The following is a 14,973-nucleotide window of genomic DNA, read 5'->3' as shown; positions in this document are numbered from 1 at the left end:
GTCCCGTGTTCCATGGACATCATGGACAGCATGAACCTCATGAACATCAGGGTATCTCGCTCGGCATAAACGGCCTGAACAGCCCGAATCATCTCAGCCGTAAGCATTGCCACGCAATACGCAGCGCGAAAAGCCAGCCCGGAATTATACCGGGCTGGCTTTTTGTTCACCGGAACAACCGGTGGATTATTCTTCGAATAATTTGGCGAGATTTTCCGCGAAAGGCTCTCGTACGATCCCTTTTTCCGTGATGATCGCCGTCACGTATTCGTTCGGCGTCACGTCGAACGCCGGATTGTACACCTTGACGCCTTGCGGGGCGGTACGCTTGCCGAAGCCCTGCGTAATTTCCTCCTCGCCGCGCTCCTCGATCGGAATATCTTCCCCTGTCGGCGTGCTGAGGTCGATCGTGGACATCGGACACGCCACATAGAACGGGATGCCGTGGGCTTTGGCGAGCACGGCCACGCTGTACGTGCCGATTTTGTTGGCCACATCGCCGTTGGCGGCCACGCGGTCGGTGCCGACGATGACGGCCTGCACCCAGTCCTTCTTCATGACGGCGCCGGCCATATTGTCGCAGATCAGCGTCACGTCGACGCCTGCCTGCTGAAGCTCGAACGCCGTCAGGCGCGCGCCTTGCAGGACCGGACGCGTCTCGTCGGCGTACACCTTCAGCGAGACGCCTTTCTCCTGCGCGAGGTAGAACGGCGCCAGCGCAGTGCCGTACTTCGCCGTCGCGAGCCCGCCGGCGTTGCAGTGCGTGAGGACGCCCATGCCGTCCTTGAACAGCTCCAGGGCGAACTCGCCGATACGGCGGTTCGTTTCTTCATCCTCGGCCTGGATCGAGATGGCCTCGGTGAGAACCGCCTGCTTCATTTCGCCGTGCGAAATGTCCATCTCGACAAGCTTCTGCGTCAGCCGCTTGAGCCGGTCGAGCGCCCAGAACAGATTGACGGCCGTCGGGCGCGAGGTGGCGAGATAGTCCGCCTGCTTGGCGACTTCTCCCGCCAGGCGGCGCCGGTTCGCTTCGCGCGAGATCGACTCGTCTTCCTGCGCGTCGCGGATGCCGAGGAAGACCCCGTAGGCCGCCGCGATGCCGATTGCGGGCGCCCCGCGGACTTTCAGGTGGCGGATGGCCTCCCACACCTCGTGGGGCGTTTCCAGCGGCAGGTAGACGATTTCCTCGGGAAGCAGCCGCTGATCGAGAAGATCGAGCCGCTCTCCGTTCCAGCGGACGGACTGGACCCAGCCGCGCTGGCCTTCGCTTTGTACTCCGTTTTCGTTTGCAGTCATTAGCGTACTCCCTCCTTAGCGACGGAAGCCTCGCGGGCTGCCGCAATCAGTTCGTCGATCGAGCTTGCCTGACGGCCCCGTTTAATCAGGGTCGTGCCGATCGCAAGCGCAAGCCGCTGCGCCCGTTCGCGTGCCGCGGCGTCTTCGATTCCGTCAATGTCCGCCACGTGCGAGAGGCCGTAGATCCGGCGGACCATTTTGCATCCGGCGAATCCGAACGTCTCCTGAAGAACGCGGTTCATGTACCAGTCCTGATAGGCGGGCGTTTCGGACATCGGATCGACGGTTTCATTGTCCCACAGGGCGCGGAATTCACGCTCGAATACCGTCCACACTTCTTTTGCGGTTTCCAGCAGGTACTCCCGGTAGTACGTACGCTCGGCCTCGCCCGCGCTCCAGCCTTCCTGGCCTGCGTAATTCAGCAGCAGATTGGCCAGAACCGCGCCGATATCAAAGCCCATCGGCCCGTAGTAGGCGAATTCGGGGTCGATTACTTTCGTGGAATCTTCTTTGATGAAAATACTGCCCGTATGCAGATCGCCGTGAAGCAGAGCATCGGCGCGCGTCAGGAACGTATTGCGCAGAATGGCCACTTCCAGATGAAGCTCGCGGTCCTGCCAGATAGCCTGAACGGCATCTTTCAAATGATCTTCGATGTTGTTATTTTCCGAATCGCGGTAAGGATCGTCGAAAATAAGATCCTCCGTGATTTTGCACAACTCCGGATTAATGAACTGGCCGACCCGCAATTTTTTCTCCTGCTGGTTCATACCGAGATCCGACGAGAAAAACAGCGTACGTGCCATAAACCGGCCGATATGTTTTGCGAAGAGCGGGTATTTGTTTTTCTCGATCAAGCCCTTGCGCATAATGACGTGGTCGCTCAAATCTTCCATAACCGTCAGCGCAAGTTCCTTCTCATACGCGAATACGTGAGGAACGAGGTCCGGGCACAGGGAGCCCTGGAGCTGCAGGGCTTCGCTTTCGATCCGCGCGCGGTCCAGCGTAAGCGGCCACGACTCTCCTACGACTTTGGCGTAAGGCAGCGCCTGCTTCAGAATCAGGCTGCGTCCGGACTTTTCATCCGAGATGTGAAAAACAAGATTAAGATTGCCGTCCCCGATCTCACGGCTTGTCAGCACCGCGTCCGGCGCGAAAATGTTCGGCAGTCCTTGGGCATATGCAATCGCTTCCGCTTCCGTCAGCGCATGGTAAGTCGTAGTCATTTGGCGTTCCTCCTGAGAAAGAATTAATAAGTGGCGGCTTGTACCGGGTTGTCCGTTAATTCCGACTTAAATACTAGTATAAAGGAAAACACCCCTGCATGAAACACAATTTTTAGGACTCCGGTCCCTGGACACGGCTTACATAAAACGACTTCGTTCGGCCTACACTACCGGAAGATATCCCACATCAGGAGGTACGTCATGTCGATTGCGATCCGTTCCGCCCACAAAGTATTGAACAAACAGGTAGCCAACTGGACCGTGCTTTACGTCAAGCTCCACAATTATCATTGGTATGTAAAAGGAAATCAATTCTTCACGCTGCACGTGAAGTTCGAAGAGCTGTACAACGAAGCGGCAGGCTATGTCGATGAACTGGCCGAACGTCTGCTCGCGATCGGAGGCAAGCCCGTGGCCACGCTCAAAGAGTGCCTGGAATTGTCCGGCATCGGGGAAGCCGCGGGCAGCGAGAATTCGGATGCGATGGTGCGCGCCCTGCTGGCCGATTTTGAAACGATCATAAACGAATGCAAAACGGGCATGAAAGAAGCGGAGGAAGCCGGTGACGAAGGAACCGCCGATATGCTGCTTGGCATTACGCAGTCCCTGGAGAAGCACCGCTGGATGCTCGGTTCTTTCCTGAACGGCTGACGAAAGCGGGCGGTGTGAACTTGCCGACCGCAGCCGCGTCACATGCCCTGCGGTCCGGGCAAAATACCGGTTACGGAGCCGGCCGGCGGCCTCTAACGAGGCGCGCCGGCTTTTTGCGGTTGCCTTTGCGAAAAATTTACCGTCGTTTTAAAGCGATTTTTGCCGGCCGGGTTTGGCTTTTTGGGAAAACGCCTACTATAATAGGAGGGAGTGAGCCGAATAACGGGCAAGAGAGGTGTAAACAGTGACACATTCCCACATGGCGTTGAAAGAATGGGCTTCGGCCGTACAGGCCTTGGAGCAGGGCGAGCAGATTCTCATCATGCGCAAAGGAGGCATTCGCGAAGAAACGCGGGATTTCCGCGTCGTTTCCGATGCTTTTTACCTGTATCCTACCTACGAGCATCAGAAGCCGCATCTCATCAAAGATTCCGCGCAGCCGAGGCTTCAAGAAACGCTGGACGGCTGGAATCCGGACGACAGGCAGGTGACGATTTCCTCCTGGGCCGAATTGGTCCGCGACATCGAAATAAGCGACGGGGAGACGCTGGAGAAGCTGCAGCCTTTTCATATCTGGACCGAGACCTTTGCGGAGGAAAGATTGAAATGGAAGCGCAAGCAGCCCCTTCATGTCATGCTGCTCCGCGTCTATAAGCTGGACAAGCCGGTTACCCTGGACGTCGATCCTTCCTATGAAGGCTGCAAGTCCTGGATCGAGCTTCAAGGGGAGCTGGAGTCCGCCCGCAGAACACCGGTGCTGAGCGACGAAGAGTTCCGGGCCGCGGTGGACAGGGTGGAGAAAGCTTTGGCGGACGGTGGGCAGGTCAACGGGGCTTAGTTTCGATACAGCCGGCCGTGTCGCTTTCCATCGACTGCCGCAGCCCCATACAGGCTTCCGCGGCGAGGACGGGATAAGTTTAGCTTGGAATGAACAGGTGCTGTTCAGTCGGAGTTCTTTTTGAGGCAAGCCGGGCGTTCTGGGAACAATTACATAATTTTATTCGCCGCACAATGAAAAAGCTCATATGACGGCGTTTAAAGACGATAGACCGGGGAAAATGCCCTTTCTTGATTTATGCAGGCGGCATAGACTATGATGAAGCTATTGAGAATCATTGATAATCATATTAGAATGATTATAAAGTGAAATTCATTGAAAAGTTGGAGGGTTAATTCACTATGGCAAACGCACCCGTATTCACAATAGAGGGTCTTAAGGCACAAATCGAAGGCAAAGAGATCCTGAAAGGCTTAAGCCTAGAAGTTAAAGGCGGAGAAATCCACGCCATCATGGGACCTAACGGTACCGGTAAAAGTACGCTGGCTTCCACGATCATGGGCCACCCTAAATATGAAGTGACCGAAGGCTCCATCAGCCTGGACGGCGAAGACGTGCTGGAAATGGCCGTCGACGAAAGAGCGCGCGCAGGCCTGTTCCTCGCCATGCAGTACCCGAGCGAAATCGCCGGCGTAACGAATGCAGACTTCCTCCGCAGCGCGATCAACGCGCGCCGTGAAGAAGGCAGCGAAATTTCCCTGATCAAATTTATCCGCCAGATGGAAAGCAAAATGAAAGAACTCGAAATGAATCCGGAGTTCATGCACCGTTACCTGAACGAAGGTTTCTCGGGCGGAGAGAAGAAGCGCAACGAGATTCTGCAAATGCTGATGCTCGATCCGCGTATCGTCATTCTTGACGAGATCGACTCCGGTCTAGATATCGACGCCCTTCGCATCGTCGCTACCGGCGTGAACGCTATGCGCAGCGAAGACCGCGGCTTCCTGATCATTACCCACTACCAGCGCCTGCTGGATTATGTAACACCTGACTTCGTACACGTGATGATGCAGGGTAGAATCGTTAAATCCGGCGGCCCTGAGCTGGCACAGCGTCTGGAGAAAGACGGCTACGACTGGATTAAAGAAGAACTGGGCATCGTCGACGAAACAGTCGGCAATGACGACGAGCAAGAATTCCAAGTTCCTATGAACACAACCGCACCGAAATATAACTAATGGCCTGGGCTATATATTAGGAGGAAATAGATATGACGACACAAACCATTCTTCCCGTTGATTCCCAAGCCGTCGCCCAAGCGTCGAAAGCCAGACAGGAGCCGGAGTGGTTGACCGATCTGCGCGTGCAGGCGGCAAATCTGGCGGGATCTTTGGAACTGCCTAAATTGGAAAAAACGAGATTGGACCGTTGGGACCTGAGCTCTTTCGGTACGTACCGCGAGCCTCAAGCCCTTGCTTCCGTCAGCGAGCTGCCGGAGCAGGTTAAAACACTCGTCGGAGATACGAACATCATCGTTCAACGGAACTCCGGCGCCGTATACCGGGCTCTGTCCGAAGAACTTGCCGGCCGCGGCGTTATCTTTACGGATCTTGAAACCGCGGTTCGCGAACACGCCGATCTGGTCCGTCCATACCTCGGCAAAGCGGTCGAAGCGGGCGAAAACCTGCTGACGGCCGTGCATGCGGCAACGTGGAGCGGCGGCGTATTCCTCTACGTTCCGAAGAACGTAAACGTGGAAATTCCGCTGCAAGCCTTGTTCCTGTCCGATGATTCGGCAGCGAGCTTCTCGCCGCACATTCTGATCGTAGCGGACACGAACAGCTCCGTCACCTACGTGGAGAACTTTACTTCTATCGGTACCGGCGCTTCGCTCGTACAAAACGGGGTAACCGAAGTATTCGTGAAACCTGGCGCGAACGTTCATTTCGCTTCGGTTCACAACCTTACGGAAGGCGTTACGGATCTGACTTACCGCCGCGCCGTTGTGGAGAACGACGGACGCGTGAACTGGATCGTCGGTGAGATGAACCAGGGCAATTCCATGTCCGACACGACTTCGATCCTGAAGGGTAACGGCTCTTACTCGGATGCGAAAGTCATCTGCGTGGGAACGAACGATCAGAAGCTGAACCTGACGACACGCGCGGTTCACTTCGGTCTGAACTCCAACAGCGACATGATTACGCGTGCCGTTATGAGAGACCAGGCTACTGCCATCATCAATGGCATCACGAAGATCGAGAAAGGCGCAACGGGCGCCAACGGCCAGCAGACGGAGCGTGTGCTCATGCTCAGCCCGAAAGCACGCGGCGACGCCAATCCGATCCTTCTGATCGACGAAGATGACGTAAAAGCCGGTCACGCGGCGAGCGTGGGCCAAGTAAACCAGGACCAGGTTTACTACATGATGTCCCGCGGGATCTCCCGTGAGGAAGCCACTCGTCTCCTGATTTACGGCTTCCTGGCTCCGGTCGTATCGGAGATTCCGATCGCCAAGCTGGAAGAGCAGCTGCAGACTATGGTAGAGAGGAAGCTGGGGCAATGAAACCTTCGGAGATACGCGAACTGTTTCCCATTTTGAATCAGGAAGTGAACGGGCATCCGCTCGTTTATCTGGACAGCTCCGCGACTTCCCAGAAGCCGGTCCAAGTCATCGAGGCCCTGAAAAAGTATTACGAATGGGACAATTCGAACGTACACCGAGGCGTCCACACCCTGGGGTCCCGTGCCACAGACGCTTACGAAGGAGCGCGCGCGAAGGTCGTCCGTTTTATCAACGCCCGCTCCGAGCAGGAAATCATCTTTACGCGCGGCACGACGACGGCGATCAATCTGGTTGCCAGCTCGTATGCCCGCTCCATCTGCGGGGAAGGCGACGAAATCGTCATCACGCCGATGGAACACCACAGTAATCTCATTCCATGGCAGCAGGTCGCGAAGGCGACCGGCGCTACGCTTAAATATATCCCGCTTCAACCGGACGGTTCCATCGCCCTTGAAGATGTGGAAACTACCATTACGGACCGCACGAAATTCGTATCGGTCGTTCATCTTTCCAACGTCCTGGGCGTCCTGAACCCGGTGAAAGCCATCGCCGAGATCGCTCACCGTCACGGCGCCAAGATGATGGTGGACGGCGCGCAGAGCGCTCCTCACCTGAAGGTGGATGTGCAGGATCTGGATTGCGACTTCTTCGCCTTCTCCGGCCACAAAATGTGTGGACCGACCGGAATCGGGGTATTGTATGGGAAGAAGGAGCTGCTTGAAGCGATGGAGCCGATCGAATTCGGCGGCGAAATGATCGACCATGTGGATCTTTACGATTCCACATGGAAGGAGCTCCCCTGGAAATTCGAGGGGGGAACGCCGATCATCGCCGGTGCCGTCGGTCTTGGAGCGGCTATCGACTTCCTGGAGGAGATCGGCCTTGACGCCATCGCCGACCACGATGCCAGCTTGACTGCCTATGCGCTGGAGCGTATGCTTGAGATTGAAGGTCTGAATGTTTACGGTCCGAGGAACAACCGCGTCGGGCTTGTCACCTTTAACCTCGGTGACGTTCATCCGCACGACGTGGCTACGGTGCTGGATGCCGAAGGTATCGCCGTTCGTGCCGGTCACCACTGCTGCCAGCCGCTGATGCGCTGGCTGGAACAATCGGCTACGGCACGCGCCAGCTTTTATTTATACAATACTGAAGATGACATCGACCGACTCGTCCAGGGCTTACTAAAAACAAAGGAGTATTTCGGTCATGCAATTGGATGATTTATACCGCAGAGTCATCATGGATCATTATAAAACGCCAAGAAACCGCGGGTCGTTCGAAGATAACGAATCGGTTTCAATCAACCTGAACAACCCTACTTGCGGGGACCGAATCACTTTGCAGATGCAGGTAGAAGACGGAAAAGTCAAAGCCGCTAAGTATGTGGGCGAGGGATGCTCGATTTCGATGTCCTCAGCTTCGATGATGACGGATGCCGTCAAAGGCAAAACGCTCGAAGAAGCGCTCGAAATGGCAGAGAATTTCTCCAAGCTGATGAAGGGCGAAGACGTTGAATTCGAATACGAAGATATAGAGGCTTTGTCCGGCGTGAACAAGTTCCCGGCCCGTATCAAATGCGCTACACTCCCGTGGAACGCGCTGCGCAAGGGAATCGAACAAACGAAGCAATCGTAATGAACAAGAATTAAAGGAGGTTGGTACGATGGCTAAGCAAATGCCAGATATGGAAGAGTACAAATACGGCTTTCGGGACGAGCACAAGTCTATTTTCCAATCGGGAAAAGGACTGAACGCTGAGATCGTGACTGAAATTTCCAGAATGAAAGGCGAGCCCGAGTGGATGCTCGAGTTCCGTCTGAAATCGCTGGAACAGTTTTTCAGCATGCCGATGCCGCGTTGGGGCGGTAACCTGGATGATCTCGATTTCAACGACATCCAGTACTACGTCAAGCCGTCCGAGAAGCAGGGCAAGACGTGGGAAGAGGTTCCGACCGAGATTAAGGAAACGTTCGACAAGCTCGGTATTCCGGAAGCGGAACAGAAGTTCCTTGCCGGCGTATCCGCTCAGTACGAGTCCGAAGTCGTCTACCACAGCATGCAGAAAGAACTTGAAGATCAAGGCGTGATCTTCATGGACACCGACAGCGCGCTGCGTGAATACCCGGAGCTGTTCCGTGAATATTTCGGAACCGTTATTCCTCCGAGCGACAACAAATTCGCCGCGCTGAACAGCGCCGTATGGTCCGGCGGCAGCTTCATTTACGTTCCGAAAGGCGTAAAATGCGAAGTTCCGCTTCAAGCGTATTTCCGTATCAACTCGGAAAATATGGGTCAGTTCGAGCGTACCCTGATCATCACGGACGAGGACAGCTTCGTTCACTATGTAGAAGGTTGTACCGCTCCGGTTTACAGCACGAACTCGCTTCACAGCGCGGTCGTTGAAATCGTATGCCGCAAAAACTCCCGTGCCCGTTATACCACGATCCAGAACTGGGCGCCGAACATCTACAACCTCGTAACCAAGCGTGCCGTCGCCGAAGAAGGCGCGAACATGGAATGGGTGGATGGCAACATCGGCTCCAAGCTGACGATGAAATACCCGGCTGTCGTGCTTAAAGGCCGCGGCGCCAAAGGCTCCGTTCTGTCCATTGCCGTTGCAGGCAAAGGCCAGCATCAGGATGCCGGTGCGAAAATGATCCACCTTGCTCCGGACACCACTTCGACGATCATTTCGAAGTCGATCTCCAAGCACGGCGGTAAAGTAACGTACCGCGGACTCGCTTCCTTCGGCCGCAACTCCGCAGGCGCGAAATCCAACATCAAGTGCGACACGCTGATTATGGATAAACAATCCACGTCCGACACGATTCCGTACAACGAAATCATGAACGACAACATCACGTTGGAGCACGAAGCGACCGTTTCGAAAGTATCCGAAGATCAACTCTTCTACCTGATGAGCCGCGGACTGTCGGAAGGCGAAGCGACGCAAATGATCGTTATGGGCTTCATCGAGCCGTTCACGAAAGAACTTCCGATGGAGTACGCGGTTGAAATGAACCGCCTCATCAAGTTCGAGATGGAAGGTTCTATTGGCTAATCCTTGTCCCGCAAGGTATCGCTCATAGAGGGACAACGCTCCTCTTTAATTTTTTGAGCTATGTATAAAAACGTGTCTGCAGTGACTTTGACGCTAATGTGTCTTAATCGCTCGGACACGTTTTTTATGATTGCGCCAGCTTCTAGAAGATGGACGGCATGAGATGTGAAATCGTTTATTTTGAAAAAGCAGAAGAGAAATAAGTAGTGGACGGGAACCGGTAATCCCAGGCCGGAGGAGAGGCGAGGAGAAAACACGACTTTGCGCGAGTCATTCATTCGATTCCAAACGTGTCCTTTTGGGACGCGTTTTTTGCATTCTTCGAGGATACAAGCCAGTTTTGCTTATTGCCCAGGTCAGATATATTTAAGAAGTCTTCGCATATGCGAAGGTTTTTTTGTATAAAAAAAGGGTTTCGGTCAAAACCTAGTTCTACATCGACTGGATTCAGGACTTCCAGGATATCGAACACAAGGAGGATAACATAAGTGGCAGGCAAGCTGATCATTAAATTGATTCTAAACGGGGTTGTTGTCATCCCTCTGCTGATCACTTTTACGGAGGCGAGCTTTGCATCGGCTCTTCTGACAGCGGTTTTGTTATCTCTCGTGGCTTTTATAATCGGGGACCAGCTTATCCTGAGGGTTTCCAATAATTTGATTGCGACGATTTGCGACGCCGCATTGGCTTTCGTATTCTTATGGCTGGCGGCTTATGTGGCAGACTGGTCGCTTTCCACGGGCGAGCTGTTGACCATTGTCCTTGTGCTCGGTTTGATCGAGGCCATGTATCACCGGATGCTGCGGGAGCTGCCGGCCAGATAAAACTTGAGGTGTGCATTTACCTGTGTATAATTACCATCGAGCAAACGTCCGGAAACTACCCCATGATTACAACCGCTTTGAGGAAATTTGATGCTGAAATAATTAAATTTTAAAAAATGCCTAGGTAAACTTGCACGCTTATCGTTCAAGTCACATAGGCATTTTTCGTTCAAAAACAACGGGTATAAAAATATAGACAGCACTCGTTCGCAACCTAAAGATTAAGGCAGCAGTCCCACTCTTATCGTGGGATCGACAGCCAGGGGCACCAAGGCGCTGGCGAGCCAGACGGCCGCGATAAGAAATGAGAACAGGGAGAGGACCAATCCCGCGGAACGCCGGTGAGCACGCCGTGCGGCAAGCCCTGCGCCAAATGCGACAACTCCCAGGATCAAGCCCAAGGACAGCGTCACAACCGGCAGATTTAAGAGGATCGCCAAAATGCCGCAGACAATCGACAAGACGACGGAGGTTCTTTTCTTCCGTATCGTGGGGGGCATTCCATCAGGAGGGAAAAAGCTTTCGGAGCGGCGAACCGAATCCGAACCCGAATCCGGATGCCCCGAGTGTCCCCGGTGCACGGAGAATTCTTCAGCCGTCCGGGATGTAACAGGCTCAAGCTCCGAAGCGGATGGGGCGAGGGAACGCACGCCCTCCGAATCGGGAGAGGGCGGTTCGGGCCCGCGCCGGGATTCGGCTCTGTCCGTTCCGAATGAAGCGGTCTCCTCGACCGGATCGGACTTGCGTTTTATCGTCACGAGGGGCTGTTCATTGCTTGGATGGGTGCTCTTGTTCCGTTCGTCGGCCATTGCAAACGCGCCTCCTTCATAAAAAAATGAAGCCGGCTACACTGCACTGCCGGCCAAGTTCCGTGTTAATTTCAATTGGATACCATTATTGTAGCACAAAACAGCCGCTAAATTCCCGGAGGGAAAAGGCGGCTGCCGCTTTTTTGTAGGAGTATCTTTTAAAGCGCTTACTAAACGGTGATGGATTGAATCTCGAGGTCGGTGCGCTGAGTAAGATCGATAAACGTGTCTTCGGCCTCATCGACTTGGATAAGGGGCCGGAAGTAATCGTTCGGGAAGGTCATGACGATCGTGCCGGACTTTCCGTTGGATAAGGTGGCTTTTTTGCCGATAAAGTTCGGAATCATGTTGGCGATAAACACATGAACCGCTTGAGGGTCAAGCTCGCCGAAGCTCATTTTGTGAAGCTCCTTCAAGACGTAGAGCAGATCCCGTTTGGACTGGTACGAACGGTTGTTAATCATGGCGCTGTACACGTCGGCTACCGCAACGATTTTGGCCGCGGGATGAATCGCTTCGCCGGTTTTGCCCAGCGGATATCCCCTCCCGTTGAGCCGCTCGTGGTGCTGGAGGGCGACCAAGGCGGACAGATCGTCGCCAATCGAATTCCGGATAATTTCATATCCGTAGACGGTGTGCTTTTGCATCTCGGCATATTCTTCGTTCGTAAGCTTGCCGGGTTTTTGAAGGATGTCGAAGCTGATTCGGCACTTTCCGATATCGTGAAGATAGCCGGCCTTGCCGATCTGTTTGGCTTCTTCTTCGCTTTTGCCCAGCCAGGTCGAAATAAAATAAGAGATAAGCCCGACCTGAACGCTGTGCTGGTACGTATAGTCATCGCGGCTGTCCAAGCACAGCAGCAAATTCACGACGTCTTTTTCTTCCCGCACGTTGGAAATGAGAGGAGTGTAATACTGCTCGACAACCGAGTCGGAAAGCTTGCCCGTCCTGACCGCGCTTTCGAAGAGATCCTTGATGCCGCCGATTGCGGTGTGAAACGATTCCTCCTGCTTCGAAAGCTCCGCGGAAACGGCCGTTTCCGTTTGGGCTTCGAGGCCGGGCCGCAGTCGTTCTTCGATGTCCACATATTCAATCTGGTGCTTGTTCAGTTTTAAAATATCGAACTCGTCCACTTTCGTATCGGCCGATAAAATGTTCAATCCGTTGGAGTTGAACGTATCGCGGGTAAGACGGTCCCCCACTTGCAAATCTGATATATGAATTCTCATCTGAATTCATTCACCTTTTCCCAGTTTTTCTCAATCACCTTCATATTAGCAGGAGAATAAAGAGAGTTGCAATGTAACATTTTCCAACTATCGGAATATACTTGTCGGATTTGATCAATTATTGATAAAGAAATGTGAACGGGGAAAAAGCGGAAAAAAGTCCGGTGCAAGCCCGATACAAATCGCTCGACCGCCGAGAAGCCAAACGAAGCGGAAGTGCAAAAAGAGCCTTACAGGAATAAGGCTCTTGCTAATAATCCGATTACATGCCGATGTAACGGCTGTACAATGTTTTGGCGGCGACAGGGTCGGTGACGCCCTGTACGAGCACCCGTCCGTCGGGAAACACGGCGAGTGTGATGTCATCCGACGGGCGGAAACGAAGGAGAAATTTGTTGCGGCTTACGCGGCCGAGCGGAGCAAGGCGCTGTTCCCACTGTTCCAGCGAGAAGTCGGCCGGACGGACGGGATGAATTTGAACGGAATCCCGCCCGCACAACGTCTGAATCGTTTCCCCGTCGATCTCGGCGTCCAAATATTCGAACGAGCGATGCGCGCAGGCCGGGCAGTCGGCTTTGCGGGCGCCCGAGACGTCCACCGACGTGTAGTGGTTGTACCACAGGTCCCACTGCTGCATGCGGCGGTTGAGATGCTGCCTGTCCCCGATCAGGATTTTCATCGCCTCTGTGGCCTGATACGAGGCGACCATATGAATGATCGGGCCGATCACGCCGGCGGTGTCGCACGTGTCCGCGGTGCCGTGCGCCGGCGCGGAGCCGAACAGGCAGCGCAGACACGGCGTTTCGCCGGGCAGAATCGCCAGCGAAACGCCGCGCGAAGCGACGGCGCCGCCGTACAGCCACGGAATGCCGTGCTTAACGCTGACGTCGTTGATCAGAAACCGGACGGAAAAGTTATCCGTTCCGTCGAGGATCAGATCAACCCCGGTCAGCAGCTCTTCGGCATTCAAGGGATTCAAGTCGGCAACGTGTGCTTCGATGCCGACGAGAGAGTTCACCAGCCGCAGCTTCGCGGCCGCGGCTGAAGCTTTCGGCTGCGCCTGGCGGGCGTCTTCTTCGTCATAGAGCATCTGCCTTTGCAGATTGCTCTCTTCGACGAAGTCGCGGTCGATCAGGCGCACGAAGCCGACGCCGGCGCGAACCATGTGGTTCGCGAGGACGGTGCCGAGCGCGCCGAGGCCGACGATGGCGACCCGCGCGTGGCCGAGCGCCCGCTGGCCGTTCTCGCCGACGGGCTTGAAAAGCACGTGCCGGGAGTAGCGCGCCGGCACTTCGGCCGCGCCGTCCGCGGCCCGTGCCTGCGGGGCCTGAGCCGCCGCTGCGCTCGCTGCTCCGGCTTGGACCGTCTCAGGCTGCGCCGCGGATTCGGCGGCCGCTTCGGTCCCCCCTGCGGAGGAAGAGGAGAAAGCCGCGGACGACCGATCGTCCGGCGGCGGATAAGGATGAGGGCTGCTCATAGGAGTTGCTCCTTCCGGATAGAATGGGAATGACAATTAGGACAATAATTCCGGTGGGTCCGGTGTTCTCGTGTGCTTTATGCGGTAGCGGATTCCGGTTACGGAATCGGGCGGCTGTCTCTTACGCTCGCCGACGTACCTGGCTTCTTCTTCCTGACGTTTAACATCGCCTAACGTTTCGATGCTTCGATCCGAAAGCGTTCGCGGCTGCGCACGCTGCACTATTCCCGGCCGGGGGGCGGGGCCAGCGGATTCCAGCCGGCTGCGCCTTCCGGCGAAACGTAGCCTTTCCACTCGGAGCCGTCTTCGCCGATTTCTTTTTTCCAGACGGGCAGGATCTGCTTCACGCGTTCGATGGCGTAACGGCTTGCCTCGTAACAGTCTGCCCGGTGCGGCGTGGAGACGGCGATGACCAGACTGCTTTCGCCGATTCCGACGGGCCCCAGCCGATGCGTCATCGCGCAGCGGCATCCGGGCCAGCGTGCTTCCAGCTCTGCGCCGATGGTTTCCATGACGGAGACGGCCATTGGCTCGTAGGCTTCGTATTCGAGCAGGACGGTGCGCACTCCGTGCGTGTGCTCGCGGGTCGTGCCGATAAACGCGAGTGTCGCTCCGCAGTCGGGATGGGTAACCTTATGTAGGACCTCGGCGGGCTCGATCGGTTCCCGCGTAAGCACGTAGCGTACGGGTTCGGCCGCTTCGTCTCCGGCATCCGGCGCTTCGCCGCTTCCGCCCGAGACGGGAGGAATGAGCGCAAGCTCGTCGGTCTCGCAGACAAGTTCGTGCGGCGCGGCATACGCGTGATTTTTGGCCAGAAAGCAGTGGGCCAGAAGAGACCTTGCGGCAGGGAACCGCTCGGCAATTTCGTTCAGCAGGTCCTGAACCGTCGCGGAATGCCCGGACGCGTCCGGGGACAGCGCGATATCGATGGAAGGGCGGCCGAGCTCATCGGCCAAGCCCGCAAAAAGCCGGATATGGAACGTCATGAGGACTTCTCTCCTGAAAGTTGCGTTTTCAACTAGCATATCATATCCTAAAACGAAAATGATATAA

The 14,973-nt window shown here is 55.3% G+C and carries 14 protein-coding genes; 8 read left to right on the top strand and 6 right to left on the bottom strand.

Annotated elements, in window-relative coordinates:
- Positions 1-186 precede the first annotated feature (186 nt).
- Positions 187-1,296, bottom strand: coding sequence for an S-methyl-5-thioribose-1-phosphate isomerase (mtnA, locus tag KVT34_RS13885; RefSeq protein ID WP_217559338.1), 1,110 nt, complete (start codon positions 1,294-1,296; stop codon positions 187-189).
- Complete coding sequence (gene mtnK, locus KVT34_RS13880; RefSeq protein WP_217559337.1) at positions 1,296-2,522, bottom strand: S-methyl-5-thioribose kinase; 1,227 nt, start codon at positions 2,520-2,522, stop codon at positions 1,296-1,298. The genes mtnA and mtnK overlap by 1 nt, the downstream gene beginning before the upstream one ends.
- A 201-nt stretch (positions 2,523-2,723) precedes the next feature.
- On the opposite strand from mtnK, the gene KVT34_RS13875 reads away from it, so the two are divergent.
- From KVT34_RS13875 to KVT34_RS13840, 8 genes are all read left to right on the top strand, one after another.
- The gene (locus KVT34_RS13875) at positions 2,724-3,173 is read left to right on the top strand and encodes a Dps family protein (protein WP_217559336.1); all 450 of its coding nucleotides are present in this window, start codon (positions 2,724-2,726) and stop codon (positions 3,171-3,173) included.
- 244 nt (positions 3,174-3,417) lie between these two features.
- The gene (locus tag KVT34_RS13870; protein ID WP_309244091.1) at positions 3,418-4,011 is read left to right on the top strand and encodes a DUF1802 family protein; all 594 of its coding nucleotides are present in this window, start codon (positions 3,418-3,420) and stop codon (positions 4,009-4,011) included.
- Between the two features lie 341 nt (positions 4,012-4,352).
- Positions 4,353-5,189: a Fe-S cluster assembly ATPase SufC gene (gene sufC / locus KVT34_RS13865; protein WP_009671509.1), complete on the top strand. Its 837-nt coding sequence runs from the start codon at positions 4,353-4,355 to the stop codon at positions 5,187-5,189.
- Between the two features lie 32 nt (positions 5,190-5,221).
- Positions 5,222-6,517, top strand: coding sequence for a Fe-S cluster assembly protein SufD (gene sufD, locus KVT34_RS13860; RefSeq protein WP_217559335.1), 1,296 nt, complete (start codon positions 5,222-5,224; stop codon positions 6,515-6,517).
- Positions 6,514-7,740, top strand: a complete 1,227-nt coding sequence (locus KVT34_RS13855) for a cysteine desulfurase (protein WP_217559334.1) — start codon at positions 6,514-6,516, stop codon at positions 7,738-7,740. Before sufD ends, KVT34_RS13855 begins: the two co-directional genes overlap by 4 nt.
- On the top strand, positions 7,727-8,155 hold the full coding sequence (gene sufU / locus KVT34_RS13850; protein ID WP_217559333.1) for a Fe-S cluster assembly sulfur transfer protein SufU: 429 nt from the start codon (positions 7,727-7,729) through the stop codon (positions 8,153-8,155). The genes KVT34_RS13855 and sufU overlap by 14 nt, the downstream gene beginning before the upstream one ends.
- Before the next feature lie 28 nt (positions 8,156-8,183).
- Complete coding sequence (sufB, locus tag KVT34_RS13845) at positions 8,184-9,581, top strand: Fe-S cluster assembly protein SufB (RefSeq protein ID WP_217559331.1); 1,398 nt, start codon at positions 8,184-8,186, stop codon at positions 9,579-9,581.
- A gap of 488 nt (positions 9,582-10,069) precedes the next feature.
- On the top strand, positions 10,070-10,405 hold the full coding sequence (locus KVT34_RS13840; protein WP_217559330.1) for a DUF2512 family protein: 336 nt from the start codon (positions 10,070-10,072) through the stop codon (positions 10,403-10,405).
- 221 nt (positions 10,406-10,626) lie between these two features.
- Here KVT34_RS13840 and KVT34_RS31805 read toward each other — a convergent pair whose 3' ends face one another.
- The 4 genes from KVT34_RS31805 to KVT34_RS13820 all read right to left on the bottom strand — a co-directional run bounded on the left by KVT34_RS31805 (position 10,627) and on the right by KVT34_RS13820 (position 14,906).
- Entirely contained in the window at positions 10,627-11,214 is a 588-nt protein-coding gene (locus KVT34_RS31805) for a DUF308 domain-containing protein (protein ID WP_254634861.1), read from the bottom strand.
- 170 nt (positions 11,215-11,384) lie between these two features.
- Positions 11,385-12,443, bottom strand: coding sequence for an HD-GYP domain-containing protein (locus KVT34_RS13830; RefSeq protein WP_217559329.1), 1,059 nt, complete (start codon positions 12,441-12,443; stop codon positions 11,385-11,387).
- 262 nt (positions 12,444-12,705) lie between these two features.
- Complete coding sequence (locus tag KVT34_RS13825) at positions 12,706-13,734, bottom strand: ThiF family adenylyltransferase (protein WP_217559749.1); 1,029 nt, start codon at positions 13,732-13,734, stop codon at positions 12,706-12,708.
- 407 nt (positions 13,735-14,141) lie between these two features.
- A complete protein-coding gene (locus KVT34_RS13820) occupies positions 14,142-14,906 on the bottom strand; it encodes a molybdenum cofactor biosynthesis protein (RefSeq protein WP_217559328.1) in 765 nt (254 codons plus the stop codon).
- Positions 14,907-14,973 lie beyond the last annotated feature (67 nt).

This window comes from Paenibacillus sp. GbtcB18 (assembly GCF_019091125.1).
Lineage (GTDB): Bacteria > Bacillota > Bacilli > Paenibacillales > NBRC-103111 > Paenibacillus_F > Paenibacillus_F chitinolyticus.
The sequence above is the reverse complement of the archived record's forward strand: the minus strand, read 5'-3'. Positions and strand labels throughout refer to the sequence as shown.